The 14933-nt window shown below is 30.3% G+C and carries 13 protein-coding genes; 12 read left to right on the forward strand and 1 reads right to left on the reverse strand.

The annotated features are described in order from the left end of the window. Position 1: 1 nt before the first annotated feature. From GQS58_RS08500 to GQS58_RS08550, 11 genes are all read left to right on the forward strand, one after another. A complete protein-coding gene (locus tag GQS58_RS08500) occupies positions 2-1222 on the forward strand; it encodes an ABC transporter permease (RefSeq protein ID WP_166384835.1) in 1221 nt (406 codons plus the stop codon). A gap of 34 nt (positions 1223-1256) precedes the next feature. Continuing rightward, on the forward strand, positions 1257-2369 hold the full coding sequence (locus tag GQS58_RS08505) for an efflux RND transporter periplasmic adaptor subunit (protein WP_166384837.1): 1113 nt from the start codon (positions 1257-1259) through the stop codon (positions 2367-2369). Positions 2370-2624: 255 nt separating this feature from the next. Then, positions 2625-3185, forward strand: coding sequence for an RNA polymerase sigma factor (locus tag GQS58_RS08510; protein ID WP_166384839.1), 561 nt, complete (start codon positions 2625-2627; stop codon positions 3183-3185). Continuing rightward, positions 3172-4008, forward strand: a complete 837-nt coding sequence (locus GQS58_RS08515; RefSeq protein WP_166384841.1) for a hypothetical protein — start codon at positions 3172-3174, stop codon at positions 4006-4008. Before GQS58_RS08510 ends, GQS58_RS08515 begins: the two co-directional genes overlap by 14 nt. Before the next feature lie 102 nt (positions 4009-4110). Continuing rightward, entirely contained in the window at positions 4111-5214 is a 1104-nt protein-coding gene (locus tag GQS58_RS08520) for a hypothetical protein (RefSeq protein WP_166384843.1), read from the forward strand. Between the two features lie 206 nt (positions 5215-5420). Next, complete coding sequence (gene ald / locus GQS58_RS08525) at positions 5421-6521, forward strand: alanine dehydrogenase (RefSeq protein WP_166384845.1); 1101 nt, start codon at positions 5421-5423, stop codon at positions 6519-6521. A 286-nt stretch (positions 6522-6807) separates the two neighbouring features. Continuing rightward, positions 6808-7149, forward strand: a complete 342-nt coding sequence (gene rpsF, locus GQS58_RS08530) for a 30S ribosomal protein S6 (RefSeq protein ID WP_166384847.1) — start codon at positions 6808-6810, stop codon at positions 7147-7149. Positions 7150-7152: 3 nt separating this feature from the next. Further along, on the forward strand, positions 7153-7449 hold the full coding sequence (gene rpsR, locus GQS58_RS08535; RefSeq protein ID WP_068452452.1) for a 30S ribosomal protein S18: 297 nt from the start codon (positions 7153-7155) through the stop codon (positions 7447-7449). A gap of 14 nt (positions 7450-7463) precedes the next feature. After that, on the forward strand, positions 7464-7910 hold the full coding sequence (gene rplI, locus GQS58_RS08540; protein ID WP_166384849.1) for a 50S ribosomal protein L9: 447 nt from the start codon (positions 7464-7466) through the stop codon (positions 7908-7910). A gap of 100 nt (positions 7911-8010) precedes the next feature. Then, entirely contained in the window at positions 8011-11184 is a 3174-nt protein-coding gene (locus GQS58_RS08545; protein ID WP_166384851.1) for a carboxypeptidase regulatory-like domain-containing protein, read from the forward strand. 62 nt (positions 11185-11246) lie between these two features. Continuing rightward, the gene (locus GQS58_RS08550; protein ID WP_166384853.1) at positions 11247-11717 is read left to right on the forward strand and encodes a DUF6495 family protein; all 471 of its coding nucleotides are present in this window, start codon (positions 11247-11249) and stop codon (positions 11715-11717) included. A 206-nt stretch (positions 11718-11923) separates the two neighbouring features. Here GQS58_RS08550 and GQS58_RS08555 read toward each other — a convergent pair whose 3' ends face one another. Beyond that, positions 11924-12850: a sterol desaturase family protein gene (locus tag GQS58_RS08555; RefSeq protein ID WP_166384854.1), complete on the reverse strand. Its 927-nt coding sequence runs from the start codon at positions 12848-12850 to the stop codon at positions 11924-11926. A gap of 263 nt (positions 12851-13113) precedes the next feature. Between GQS58_RS08555 and GQS58_RS08560 the strand changes: the two genes are divergently transcribed. Continuing rightward, complete coding sequence (locus GQS58_RS08560) at positions 13114-14910, forward strand: AMP-dependent synthetase/ligase (protein ID WP_166384856.1); 1797 nt, start codon at positions 13114-13116, stop codon at positions 14908-14910. The last annotated feature ends 23 nt before the right edge of the window (positions 14911-14933 follow it).

Below are 14933 nucleotides of genomic sequence, written 5' to 3' on the forward strand. Positions count from 1 at the left end.
TATGAGATTTTTATTTGAAAAAGATACTTGGCAAGAAATTTACGGTAGTATTCGAAAGAATAAAACTAGAACTGCAATCACCATTTTTGGGGCATTTTGGGGAATTCTATTATTGGTAGGTTTATTAGGCGCAGCCAAAGGAATAGAAAATAGTTTTAATAGCATGTTTGGTAATTTTGCTACTAACAGTGTTTTTATGTCTGGGAGTAGAACGTCGATGCCTTTTAAAGGTTTTCAAGAAGGACGCCAGATTAGTTTAAGATTAAGTGATGTAGATAAAATTCGTTCAGAAATAGAAGGTATTCAGTTTGTAGTGCCAAGAAATGCAACTGGCGGACAAGTAGTTCATGGTTTAAAAACTGGTAATTTTACCATTTTTGGAGATTTTCCTTTAATAGATCTAGTTCAAAAAAAGAACTTGATAGAAGGTAGGTTTATCAACCAAAGTGACATGGACGAAAATAAAAAAGTTTGTGTTATTAGTGAAGGTGTTTATAAAGAATTGTTTGATAGAAGTGAAGACGCTATAGGTGTTTATATAAAAGTAAGTGGCATCAATTATAAAGTTGTTGGCGTTTATGAAACGAGTCAGTTTGAAGGAAAGAATAACATTCACATACCTTTTAGTACCTTTAAATTAGTGTATAATAAAGGAGATAAATTTGAATGGATGGTTGTAACCGGAAAAGATGAATTTGATATTGTTCAATTAGAATCTGATGTAAAGTTATTATTAAAAAATTTACATAAAATTCATCCAGATGATAACAGAGCATTTAGAGGGTTTAACTTAGGCGAACGTATAAAACAGGTTACAGGTTTTTTAACAGGAATGCAATTTTTAACATGGTTTGTTGGTATTGCAACCTTAATTGCTGGTGTTTTTGCAATTGGTAATATTTTGTTGATTACCGTTAAAGAAAGAACAAAAGAAATAGGAATTAGAAGAGCTTTAGGTGCAACGCCAAATAAAGTGAGACAACAAATTATATTAGAATCGCTATTTTTAACGCTATTGGCAGGTTCTTTAGGAATTATTGCTGGTGGATTAGTTTTAATGTTATTAGATAATTTTGTAGAATTTCTTGTAAATCCTACAGTAGATATTCCTATTGTTTTAATAGCATATGCAGTATTAGTATTTTTAGGAACATTAATAGGATTTATACCTGCGTATATGGCAACAATAGTGAAACCAATAGACGCATTAAGAGAAGAATAAAAAAAATCAACTAACAAGAATAAATAAAAGATAAATGAAAAAAGTAATCATTTTTGGAGGAATAGCTGTTGCATTAATAGCAGTACTAATTTGGTTTGGTAAAAAGAACAGTGCATCACCAATAGAATACAAAACAGAAAAAGCTTTTAAAGCAACAATTGTTAAAAAAAGTGTTGCTACTGGTAAAGTTACTCCGTTAGAAGAAGTAGAAATAAAACCACAAATAGCAGGTATTATAGATAAAATAGTTGTTGAAGAAGGAGAGATTGTTAAAGCAGGAGATTTAATAGCTACAGTAAGAGTTGTGCCAAACGAACAATCTTTAACAAGTGCAAAAGGACGTATTAACTCAGTTCAAATTCAATTAAATAATACTAAAATTCAATACGACAGAAATAAAAAATTATTTGATAAAGGAGTTATTTCTCGTCAAGAATTTGAGTCTTTAGAACTTTCGTATAATCAAGCAAAAAACGATTTACGTAATGCACAAAATGATTATCAGATTATTAAAAAAGGATCTGCAGGTTCTTCTGGAGCAAATACAAATATTAGAGCAACAACTTCTGGTATGGTGGTAGAAATTCCTGTTAAAAAAGGATATCAAGTTGTAGAAACAAATGGTTTTAGTGCAGGTACAACAATTGCTACCATTGCAGATATGACTAAAATGATTTTTGAAGGGAAAGTAGATGAATCTGAAGTTGGAAAATTGGTAAAAGGAACAGAAATAGAAATTTCTTTAGGAGCTATCGAAAACAAGAAATTCCCAGCAGTTTTAAACTTCATTGCTCCAAAAGGAACAGAAGAAGCAGGAGCAGTTCAATTTAAAATTAAAGCAGACGTTTCTTTAGATGATGAGCATTTTATTAGAGCTGGTTATAGCGCAAATGCAGAAATTGTTTTAGAGAGAAAAGACAGTGTTTTATCTATTAAAGAATCTTTATTACAATTTGATAGAAAAACAGAGTTGCCTTATGTAGAAATTAAAAATGCAGAAGGAAAATTTGACAAGAAAGATGTGAAATTAGGAACGTCAGACGGTGTAAATGTTGAAATTTTAGAAGGTGTTACTAAAGATGATGAGATTAAAATTTGGAACAAAACTTCTAAAGAAGATGATGATAAAGACAATAACAATAATTAAGAATTTTTAATATTCTATTTTAAAAAAGGGGCTCAGTTTTGAGTCCCTTTTTTTGTTCTAGATAATTAAGAAATGAATAATAATGTTCTTAATTTTATGAAAAATAAAATATTTTATTTTCATTTATTATTTGATAGACAAAGAGTTTAAGTTTGGTTGGAGTGATAAATAAATTATTTTTTTATCTTCAAGCAACCTTTTTAAGACTTCTGTAGTCTATATATTTGTAAGGCAGTTAAAAACGAAACGAGAGGCTTGAAAATTATAAAATTACATAACAAACAAAAATCGCTCATTAAAAAAGCGATAGACAACAATAGGGAAGCGCAACAACAATTGTTCGAGCAACATTCGCCTAAAATGTTGGGAGTTTGTAGGCAATATGTAAAAGACTTGCATCATGCAGAAGATTTATTATTACAAGGTTTTCTAAAGGTTTTTACAAACTTACACAAGTTTAAACACGAAGGTAGTTTTGAAGGTTGGATTCGCAGAATTATGGTGAATACTTGTATTTCTTATCTCCGTAAAAAGAATTTAATTGATTTATCAGACGAAGATTATGTCTTTGATGATGCAGCAACAGAAAGTTTAGAAAACACATCTGTAGAAGATATTCAGAAATTGATAGATCAATTGCCAGAAGGTTATAAAATGGTATTTAATTTATATGCGATAGAAGGATATAAACATTCAGAAATTGCAGAGAAATTAAATGTTTCAGAAAGTACCTCTAAATCGCAATTATTTAAAGCACGTAAATTATTGCAACAGAATTATTACAAAATGAATACAGTGAGCAATGGAGACAAATAATATAGATAAAAATATAAAAGATAAGTTAGATAATAGAACGATAAATCCATCGGCTTCTGCTTGGGAACGTTTGTCTACACAATTAGATGAGCAACCAAAGCAAAAGAAAAAAGGATGGATATTCTATATGGGAGCTGCTGCTAGTGTTTTATTGTTAGTAAGTGTCGGTTTTCTATTTTTGAATAAAAATGAAGATGTTGCACCATTAGAAATTATTGTTGAAAACCCGATTGATACGATTACAATTGATGCAAAAATAGATCAATTTATAAATGAAATTCCTGCAGAAGAAGCAATTGTTAAGATTGATGAAGTAGAAGAGAAGCAAGTAGAAATTTCTAATAAAAATGTTGTTACAAAAAAGAATGTCATTCCGACAAAGGAGGAATCTAAAAAATCTATCAATAATTCTATAGTTGCAAACAATAAAAACAATGTAATTCCGACAACGGAGGAAGTTATCAAAACAGTGGTAGCAGTATCTGAGGATCATCCGACGAAGGAGAAAACAATAAATAAAGAAATCTTAAAACAAGACCCAAATAGTAGCATAAAAATTAATAGTGATGATTTGTTATTCGCGGTAACACATTCGTCAACTGAAGTAAAGGAGTATTATGCAAAACTAAATTTAACAAGGGAAGATGTTTTAAGTACAATTAAAAATGAGCTTAAAAATTCTAATATTAAAGTGAGTCCAGAAGCTATTTTGGCTGAAGTAGAACGCACTATTGGAGAAGAAGATTTTCAGAATAATTTCTTACAATCTTTAAAGAAAAGAGTAACAGATATTGCAACTGCTATTGCAAGTAGAAACGATTAAATTAAATCACTTTCTGTGGTAGTATAATTAAAAGACGTTTTAATTGAAGCTAGATTACGAAAGGATTTTATCAAATAAAAACAATTTTTTAAAACATACAAGATGAAAAGAATACTACTAATATTAGTGTTGTTAAGTACAACTATTGCCGTATCTCAAGCAAAAACTTTTGAGAAAGAAGTAAATAAAATATCTAAAAGAATAGAACGCATTACAGCAACTCAAAAAGACTCATTAAGAATAAAAGTGGTTGCTATTGATGAAAGGCTAGAGAAAGGAGAAATTACAAAACCGATTTCAAATACCTTAAAGAAAGAGGTTGCTTCTTATTATGCCAGAAGAATTGAAAAATTAGTAGGAGAACAAGAGCGTTTGTTGCAATTATTGGTGCAGGATAAAACCAATGGTAGAATAGCGAGTTCAGATGAAGAAAGTGAGTTTGATAATGACGATAATACGTTTAATGTAGGTAATAAAACGTTCCGTTTTAATATGGAAGGAGGAGATAGAAATGATAGTGAAAGAAGACGAAAAGAAAGAGATCTTAAAGTTCGAAAAGATAGAAGGACAACATCTCAATTTGTATTTGCAATGGGGGTTAATAATGTATTAAATAATCATGAGTTATCTTCTTTAAATGATTCTGATTATAAATTATGGCAATCTCATTTTTACGAATTAGGTTGGACCTGGAAAACTCGATTCACTAAAGAACCTTCTCAATTATATTTTAAATACGGACTTTCTTTTCTTTGGAATAATTTACGATTAGATAATAATAGTATTCATGTAAAGGATGGAGATATTACAGAGGTTAAGGTCTTTGATAACAAATTATCAGAAAGTAGATTACGTCATGTACAAATGAACTTTCCGATGCATGTAGAATGGGATTTTTCTAAAAATAAAACGGATAAAGATGGTTTTGTAAAAGATAGAACAAATAGATCTGTTCGTTTAGGTCTTGGAGGTTTTGTTGGTTTTAAATTAGGAACAAGACAATATTTAGAATACAAAGATGAAAGCAATGTTGAAGTTGAAGAAGTGCAATTCAATAATTTTAATATGAATACTGTTAATTATGGATTAAGTGCTTATGTGGGGTATAGATCTACTAGTTTTTATGTAAAATATGATTTAAACCCTTTATTTAAAAATACCGAAACTAGAAACATTTCTATGGGAATTCGTTTAGATTTAGATTAAAACGTTAAAGATAATATTGCTGATGTCAGTTTTTTGTGAGTTTTATTGAATATTTGATAATTTTAATGAATAGAATTTTGTATTAAATCATTTTAAAATAACAAAAAATAGGACATCAGTAAAAATAACAATTTTTAATATTTTTGTTAAAATACAAACAAAAAGACAGTAAATTTACTTGCTTAAAACATCTAAATTAAGCAATAATGAAAGTTGGAATTCCTAAAGAAATTAAGAATAACGAAAGTAGAGTTGGTATGACACCCGCAGGTGTTTTTGAGTTGACTAAAAAAAATCATACTGTTTACGTACAGTCTACAGCAGGAGAAGGAAGTGGTTTCTTTGATGCCGATTACATTAAGGTAGGAGCAACTATTTTACCTACCATAGAAGAAGTTTACAGCCAGAGTGAAATGATTGTAAAGGTAAAAGAACCAATAGCTTCAGAATATCCTTTAATTAAAGAAGATCAAATTGTTTTTACATATTTTCATTTTGCATCATGCGAGCCTTTAACAAAAGCAATGATAGAAAGTAAATCTATTTGTATTGCTTATGAAACAGTAGAAGATAGTGAAGGAACTTTACCTTTATTAACACCAATGTCTGAAGTTGCAGGAAGAATGGCAATTCAGCAAGGTGCTAAGTATTTAGAAAAACCAATTAAAGGACGTGGTATCTTATTAGGTGGTGTACCAGGTGTTGCACCAGGAAAAGTATTAATTTTAGGAGCAGGAGTTGTTGGTGTACAAGCAGCAAAAATGGCAGCAGGTTTAGGTGCTCATGTTACTATTATGGATATTAATATGAAACGTTTACGTTATGTAAATGATGTTTTACCAAACCATGTTACCACCGCTTTTTCTAGTGAATACAGTATTAGACAACTAATAAAAACACACGATTTAATTATTGGAGGTGTTTTAGTAAAAGGAGGAAAGGCTCCAAAATTAATTACTAGAGACATGCTTAAAGATATGCGACCAGGAACTGTTATTGTTGATGTTGCCGTAGATCAGGGAGGTTGTTTTGAAACCACCAAAGCAACAACACACGAAGATCCTACGTATATTATTGATGATGTAGTGCATTATTGTGTAGCAAATATGCCAGGAGCTGTACCTTATACTTCTACAATTGCTCTAACAAATGTAACATTGCCATATATTTTAAATATTGCAAATAAAGGATGGGAAGAAGCGTGTGCTACAGATGCATCTTTAGACAAAGGATTAAATATTATAAAAGGAAAAATTGTTTATAAAGAAATTAGCGAAGCTTTTCATTTAGAAGCTTTTGAAGTCTAATTTTAACTAGAATATTTTTGATAAACCTCTGGTGTTGTTTTGTGTTTCAACCTAGAGGTTTTTTCTTTTTTTTAAATTACCTTATTATTAATGACATTCTTAATTATTTAGAAAATTAAATAATAATGATACTTTTTAAGTAGAAAAAATTGACACATCTGCATTTATTTACACGTAATATGCTTGTTTTACATATTCTTAGCAAGAATAACTGTTATATATAACGCTAGTTATAAAAAAGTTATTATATTTGCAGCCTTAAAAATAAACAATAAATATTTAATTTATGAATCATTACGAAACTGTTTTCATCTTGAATCCCGTTTTATCTGATACTCAGATAAAGGAGACAGTACAAAAGTTTGAAGATTATTTAGTTTCTAAAGGAGCTGAAATGATCTCGAAAGAGAACTGGGGCTTAAAGAAATTAGCTTATCCAATTCAAAAGAAAAAAAGTGGTTTTTATCACTTATTAGAGTTTAAAATTGCTGGAGAAGAAATCTCTGCTTATGAGTTAGAATTTAGAAGAGATGATAGCGTTATGCGTTACCTTTCTGTTAGATTAGACAAACATGCAGCTGCTTGGGCAAAAATTAGAACTGAACGTGTTAAATCTACAAAAAAATAAGAAATGGCATCAATAGAACAACAAGCAAAAGGCGGTAAATCTGCTGACGTTAGATATTTAACGCCGTTAGATATAGACACTAAAAAAGAAGCTAAATACTGTAGATTTAAGAAAAAAGATATCAAGTATATCGATTTTAAAGATGCAGACTTCTTAATGTATTTAGTAAACGAACAAGGTAAAATTTTACCAAGACGTTTAACAGGAACTTCATTAAAATATCAACGTAAAGTTGCGCAAGCAATTAAAAGAGCGCGTCATTTAGCGTTAATGCCTTACGTTGGAGATATGTTAAAATAATAAAGAGGTAGAACATGGAATTGATATTAAGACAAGACGTAGAAAATTTAGGATTCAAAGATGATATCGTAGACGTGAAAAACGGTTATGGTAGAAACTTCTTAATCCCTACAAGACAAGCAGTTTTAGCTACTTCATCTGCAAAGAAAGTTTTAGCAGAGAATTTAAAACAACGTGCTTACAAAGAAGCTAAATTAATTGAAGACGCTAATGTAATAGCAGAAGCAGTTAAAGGATATGAAATTAAAATTGCATCTAAAGTTGGTTCAGGAGACAAATTATTTGGTTCTGTAAACAACATCGATTTAGCTGCAGCACTTGCAAAAGCAGGAACAGACTTAGATAAGAAATTTATTAAAGTTGTTGGTGGTTCTGTAAAAAGATTAGGTAAATATGAAGCTTCTGTAAGATTACACAGAGCAGTAGTTGCTGAAATTTCTTTTGAAGTTATTGCTGAATAAATAACAATTGTTAAATAATTGTTAAGAACTAAAAGTCTACTTTAACGAGTAGACTTTTTTTTTGCTCTATTTTTGGTTATATAAACTTAAATTCAAAAAGATGAAGCAAAAATTACTTTTTTTATGTTCATTCATTTTAATGTTTAGTTTCGTTGCAAATGCACAAACAACAACATCAAAAATTAACGGAATTATTACGGAGAATTCTGGAGAACCTTTATTCGGAGCAACAATTGTTGCTTTGCATACTCCAACAGGTACCGTATCTGGTACAACAGCACAAGATAATGGTAGGTACGCGCTATCTAATTTACGAATTGGAGGTCCGTATACAATTACAATTAGTTACCTAGGTTTTAAATCTAAAAAGATAACAAATATCTTTTTAACATTAGGTGAAACGTCAAATGTAGATGTTGTTTTGTCTGAAGATAGTAATACTTTAGAAGAAGTTGTAATTAGCTCTGGTAAAAATGCTGTTTTTAATAACGATAGAACAGGAGCACAGACAAGTATTAGAACTAAAGATTTAAAGATATTGCCAACGATATCTAGATCGGCATCAGATTTTACGCGTTTAGACCCTTCTGCTTCAGGTGGATCTTTTGGAGGGAGAAATGACCAATTTAATAACTTTACATTAGATGGTTCTATCTTTAACAATCCTTTTGGTTTAGATGCAGCAACACCCGGAGGACAAACAGCTTCTCAGCCAGTATCTTTAGACGCTATAGAGCAAATTTCTGTTTCTACAGCACCTTATGACGTTACTTTATCTGGTTTTACAGGTGCTTCTGTAAATGCAGTAACCAAAAGTGGAACAAACACCGTAACAGGAACCGCATACGGATATTACAGAAATCAAGATTTTACAGGAGGTAAAATTAAAGGAGAAAGTATTTTTGTTCCTAAATTATCACAATCTCAAGTAGGAGCTAGTATAGGTGCACCGATTATAAAAGATAAATTATTTGTTTTTATAAATTTCGAAAAAGACAATAGATCAGATTTAGGTCAGTCTTGGTTACCAAACACAGGTTCGGGAGCTATTAATGAATCTAGAGTTTTAAAATCAGATTTAGATGAAGTTAAAAGCGCATTAGCAGGTATTGGTTACAGTACCGGTGCTTATGAAGGTTTTACACACGATTCTAAAAGTACCAAAGGATTGTTTAAGTTAGATTGGAATATCAACAAAGACAATCGTCTTTCATTTGTATATAATTTTTTAAACGCCTCTAGAGATTTGCCAGCGCATCCAACAGCACTTGGTTTTAGAGGTCCAAGTTCTCAAATGTTACAATTCGAAAATTCTGGATATCAAATTAATAATAATTTGAATTCATTTTTATTAGAATTAAATTCTACTGTTACAGATAATATAACAAACAAATTTCAAGCAGGATATACACATTTCGATGATTTTAGAAGTCCTAAATCTGCACCTATGCCAGCATTTAGAATTCAAGATGGTAACGGAGGAAATTATATAATTTCAGGTCATGAACCTTTTTCTATTAACAATACATTAGATCAAAAAGTTTTTCAAATTACAAATAATTTAAATATAAGTAATGGAGACCATAACTATACAGTTGGTTTTTCTTTTGAAAAATTCGAATTTGAGAATTCATTTAATTTAGGAGCTTATGGCTTTGGAGATGCAAGAGGTTATGTAGGTGCATTTGGTGGAGATTTTGCTAGTATGGATGCTTTTAGAACAGGAATTACTAATGGTCTTTTAGCGGATGCTATGGCTGCTGCCCAAAGCACATTTACTACTAATAACGCCAATGATTCTTGGGCATTAGCAGAAACAAATGTTGGTCAGTTTGCTTTTTACGTACAAGATGATTGGAATATAAATGATAATTTTAAATTATCTTATGGTGTTCGTTTTGATAAGCCTTTATTTTTCAATTCTGCAGATAAAGCACAAGACGTAATAGATAAAAGTTTTTACTTACCTAATAATCCATATACAGACCCTGCTACAGGAGAAACAGTATTATTTGATTCTACTAAAATGCCAAATAACAACTTCTTAGTTTCACCAAGAATTGGTTTTAACTGGGATGTAAATGGAGATAGTACTTTACAATTACGAGGTGGTTCTGGTTTATTTACAGGACGTTTTCCTTTTGTTTGGTTAGGTAACCAAATAGCAAATCCTAATGTATATTTTTACCAAGTTGTAGATCCAGATTTTAAATTCCCACAAGTTTGGAGAACAAGTTTGGGAGCAGATGTAAAATTAAAAGATGGTACTATTTTAACTTCAGATCTTTCGTACACAAAAGATATAAACGGAGCACATGTGCAAAACTGGGGTTTAAAAACACCTACAGGAACTTTGGCAGGTGGTATAGATAATAGATTGGTGTATACAGATACAGACAGAAGCCCAAACTGGGGAGGACCAAATGATAAATCAAATGCTTATGTATTTACCAATTCTGATAAAGGAAGAACTTTAAATGCATCCTTAAAAGCACAGAGAAATTTTGATAATGGATTGTATTTAATGGCAGCCTATAATTACTTAAATTCTAAAGATGTAAACTCTATTGAAGCAGAAATAACAGGAGATGCTTTCGATTTTAATCCAGTTTTATCTAATGCAAATGATGCAACATTAGCACATTCTAAATATGGAGATACACATCGTTTTATTGCGGTAGCTTCTAAATCTTGGAATTATGGAACAAATGATAAATGGACAACCACAATTTCTTCTTTCTATGAATTGGCAAAAGGAGGTCGTTTTAACTATACATACGCAGGCGATATTAATAATGATGGCTCTAACTTAAATGATTTAATTTACATACCAACAGACAGCGAAATAGACGCAATGACATTTAAAGCTCCAGTAAATACTGGAGACTTATCTATTCAAGATCAAAAAGATGGCTTAAGAAGTTATATAAATCAAGATGATTATTTAAGTGATAGACAGGGAGAATATGCAGAACGTTATGGTGCATTATCACCTTGGAGAGGAAAGATGGATGTAAAATTTATCCAGAATTTAAAATTAGGAAACAATAATTCTTTAGAGTTTACTATAGATATTTTAAACTTTGGTAATTTATTAAACTCAAACTGGGGCTTAGTACAACAACCAGATGCAGTACAATTATTAGGTGTTACTGTAGATAATACAGGTTTACCAACCTATAGTTTTAATTCAGACTTAAAAGAAACTTTTGTATATAATTCTACGTTACTTTCTAGATGGCAAGCACAAGTTGGTTTAAGATATTCTTTCTAAATCAATAAAGAATTCAGATATTTGAACCGCCCATAATTGGGCGGTTTTTTTTACCATAAATTATGAAATATAGACAACTTACCAAAGAACAATTCGAAAGCTTACACGAAGACTTTGCTCGTTTTTTAGCAACCCAAAGTATAGACGTTAAAGAATGGAATAAAATAAAAGAAGAAACACCACAAGTTGCAGAAGAGGAGATGAATGTTTTTTCTGATGTTGTTTGGGATAATGTGCTAACAAAAACAAACTATGTAGAACATTTTTCTAAAACCTCTGTAAACCTGTTTAAGTGTGATGCTGAAGAAATACATAGAATTGCCATTAAAATTACTTGGGATATTAATTTATTAGAACAAAAAGGTTTTGAATGGTTAATGCAAAATCCTATGGATAATTCTGTAGAGATTTTTAAAGGAACAAAACCTTATAATAAAGATGATAGGAATACTGAAATTTTCGATTTAATAGAAAAAGGAAGTGCTATTTCTAAAGGAGAAATCTTTGAGTTTTTTAGTCAAATAACGTCTTAGTTTTATTAAGAGTTATTTACAGCTTGGAATGTCTCTTGAGATAAATCGAAAGACGGAATCGGTTTTTCTTACTTCAAAAAAAGGATGTCGTTTTAATCAAGCGTAAGTTTACTTATCTTTTATATCATTTAATAAAAAAAGGAATCTCAAATTTATTTTGAGATTCCTTTTTTTAAGTTGACAAGTTTTGCTTAAAAAAAAACATATTATTCTTCTTGTAAAGCTTTACGAGCTTGTTTAATGGTTAGTGTACTTCCATCATGGCTCCAACCTGGTGCGGCAAATGCATACATAAATTTATGATACCAGTTCTTAGATTTTTTCATATCGTCCCAAATATCTTTATATTCATGTGTTAGAATAACAAACGGATTATAAGAGTTTGGCGGATGCGTAACTCCATATTTGATGTCAATATTTTCGTCAAATTCTTTAAAAGTACCAAACATTCTATCAAAAGCGTTTAGAAATCCACCATGATTTTTATCCATATACTCAAAATTTTGAGCATGATGTACTTGGTGCATGGTATGTGTATTCAATATTTTATCTAAGAAACCTAATTTACCAATGTAAACGGTATGTAATTGAAATTGCCATAAAGCTTCAATACCTAAACAAACGACTAACATTTCTGGTGGAAAACCAATAGCAACAATCCACACATAAAAAAATGGTTTGTAAAGAATGGTAAACCATCCGTTTCTAACGGCAGTTCCTAAATTAAAATTATCCGAAGAATGGTGTACAATATGTGCTGCCCATAAAAAACGTACATTGTGGTTTTGTCTGTGAAACCAATAATAACTAAAATCGTCTAAAACTTGACAAATAAGCCAAATATACCAAGCGTATCCAAAAGATTCGTAGCCCATTAAATTTGTGCGAATTCCATCAACTAAAGGATTGAATATTTCATAGACAAAATTAAAAAGTACAATTGCAGCAATTGTTTTTGTTAAAGGAGCTAGAATAGCAGAACCAATCCCCATGGTAAGGCTAGCTGCTAAATCTTTCCATTTATAAATTTTCTTCTTTTCTTCTTTTTTATTGTGCTTACTATATGTTAATTCGACTAAAATAAGTGCTAAGAAACACGGTACACCATATACTAGTGGGTTTGTAAAATCCATTTACTATTTAATTTTTTTGTTAAAACTAAGGCAAAATAAGGAAATAGCTATAAGTTTTAACATTAGTTATTGTTAAAAAGTTAATAAAGAATTTAAAAAGGATATTATTAATTTTTTTACCTATTAAATTTAACCGAAAAAATAGAATGATACATTGGTTTGATACTTCATTAACATTAATATATAATTTGATATCTGTTTAAATCTTTGAAATATTCGTAAATTTGATAGTTATAATATCCTTATTTAAAAATAATCGAAAGATGAATTATAAACATTTACTAGAAGTAATTAAAGATAACGCTAATCGATTTACAACAAAAGATGCAGTTTTTTATAAAGATGAAGCTTCACAAAGTTGGAAAGGAATTTCTTGGGATTCTTTTTATTTTCAAATACAGCAAGTTTCTAAAGCTTTAATCAATTTCGGAATTAAAGAACAAGACAATATTGGTGTTTTTGCTCAAAATATGACAGAGTGGATTATTGCTGATTTAGGAATTATGGGTGTAAGAGCCGTAACGATTCCTATTTATGCAACCAATTCTCAGAAAGAAGTAGAATACGTTGTTAACGATGCAGAAATTAGTGTGTTGTTTGTGGGAGATCAAGATGAGTTTGATAAAGTAGAATTAGTCTCAGAAAATAATACATACTTAAAATTAATAGTAGCCTTAACAAGTACTGTAGATTTAAGAGGCCATAAAAAAGCTGTTTATTTTAATGATTTTATAAATGCAGAATTTCCAAAAAGTATTGAAAATGAATTAGAAAAGCGTCATTTAGACTCTAAGTTAGATGATTTAGCTAGTATTATTTATACCTCTGGAACTACCGGAGAGCCTAAAGGAGTAATGTTAGATCATAACAATTTTGCATCCTCATTAAAAGCACATGAAGCAGAATTAGATGTAGATGAAAATGATGTAACTTTAAGTTTCTTACCATTAAGTCATATTTACGAACGTAGTTGGGTGTTTTTCTGCTTACAAAAAGGAATTCAGGTGTATTTTAACCAAGACCCAAAGAAAATTGCAGATGTCTTAAAAGAGGTTAAACCATCTTTGATGTGTACAGTACCTAGAATCTTTGAGAAAATTTTTGCTGCTATTCAAGAAAAAAGAAAAGAAGCTTCCCCTACTAAAATGAAATTGGCAAGTTGGGCATTGGGAGTTGGAAATAAATACCATAATACCTATCGTCGTTTTGATAAAAAAGTACCACTAATGTTAAAGCTAAAATATAAAATAGCAGATAAATTGGTACTTAGTAAATTACGTGATGTCTTTGGAGGGAATATAAAGTTTATGCCTTGTGGCGGAGCACCTTTAGTACCAGATATGGTTTCGTTTTTTCATTCGTTTGCATTAAATATAAAATGTGGCTATGGTTTAACAGAAACAACTGCTACAGTTACGTTGTTTGGTGATCACTACTTCGAGTTTAATTCTGCGGGTAAGCCAATTTTAGGAACCGAAATTAAAATTGGTGCTAATGATGAAGTTTTGGTAAAAGGACCTGGAGTTATGAAAGGCTATTATAAAAAACCAGAAGCTACTGCTGAAGTTTTTGAAAATGGCTGGTTTAAAACAGGTGATGCAGGAAAAATTGACGAATTAGGAAACTTAGTAATTACTGATAGAATTAAAGATTTAATGAAAACTTCTGGAGGTAAATATATTGCTCCTCAAAAACTTGAAATGGCTTTAGTTAGTGATTCTTTTATTGAGCAAATTGCTGTGATAGGAGATCAGCAAAAGTATGTTACGGCTTTGGCGGTTCCTAGTTTCGAGAATATTAAAAAATATGCTGAAGAGCATAAAATTAGTTTTAAAGATATTGAAGATTTGATTAATAATAATCAGATTAAAACCATGTTAGAAAAACGTTTTGAAGAATTGCAAAAGGAGTTTTCTAAGTTTGAAAAAATTAAGAAATTTACTTTATTACCAAAAGAGTTTACTATTGAGGCAGGAGAAATTACGGCTACTTTAAAACTTAAACGTAAAGTAATTTATAAAAAATACAAAGCTCTTATTGATAAAATGTATGCTGAGTAAGCCGTTTTTTTTACTTGTTGATT

Origin of the sequence: Polaribacter sp. 11A2H (assembly GCF_011379025.1) — a bacterium.
Taxonomy (GTDB): domain Bacteria; phylum Bacteroidota; class Bacteroidia; order Flavobacteriales; family Flavobacteriaceae; genus Polaribacter.

Coding starts and splice junctions, on each gene's coding strand:
- GQS58_RS08500 (WP_166384835.1), top strand. CDS start 2: ATGAGATTTTTATTTGAAAAAGATACTTGGCAAGAAATTTACGGTAGT.
- GQS58_RS08505 (WP_166384837.1), top strand. CDS start 1,257: ATGAAAAAAGTAATCATTTTTGGAGGAATAGCTGTTGCATTAATAGCA.
- GQS58_RS08515 (WP_166384841.1), top strand. CDS start 3,172: ATGGAGACAAATAATATAGATAAAAATATAAAAGATAAGTTAGATAAT.
- GQS58_RS08520 (WP_166384843.1), top strand. CDS start 4,111: ATGAAAAGAATACTACTAATATTAGTGTTGTTAAGTACAACTATTGCC.
- ald (WP_166384845.1), top strand. CDS start 5,421: ATGAAAGTTGGAATTCCTAAAGAAATTAAGAATAACGAAAGTAGAGTT.
- rpsF (WP_166384847.1), top strand. CDS start 6,808: ATGAATCATTACGAAACTGTTTTCATCTTGAATCCCGTTTTATCTGAT.
- rpsR (WP_068452452.1), top strand. CDS start 7,153: ATGGCATCAATAGAACAACAAGCAAAAGGCGGTAAATCTGCTGACGTT.
- rplI (WP_166384849.1), top strand. CDS start 7,464: ATGGAATTGATATTAAGACAAGACGTAGAAAATTTAGGATTCAAAGAT.
- GQS58_RS08545 (WP_166384851.1), top strand. CDS start 8,011: ATGAAGCAAAAATTACTTTTTTTATGTTCATTCATTTTAATGTTTAGT.
- GQS58_RS08550 (WP_166384853.1), top strand. CDS start 11,247: ATGAAATATAGACAACTTACCAAAGAACAATTCGAAAGCTTACACGAA.
- GQS58_RS08555 (WP_166384854.1), bottom strand. CDS start 12,850: ATGGATTTTACAAACCCACTAGTATATGGTGTACCGTGTTTCTTAGCA.
- GQS58_RS08560 (WP_166384856.1), top strand. CDS start 13,114: ATGAATTATAAACATTTACTAGAAGTAATTAAAGATAACGCTAATCGA.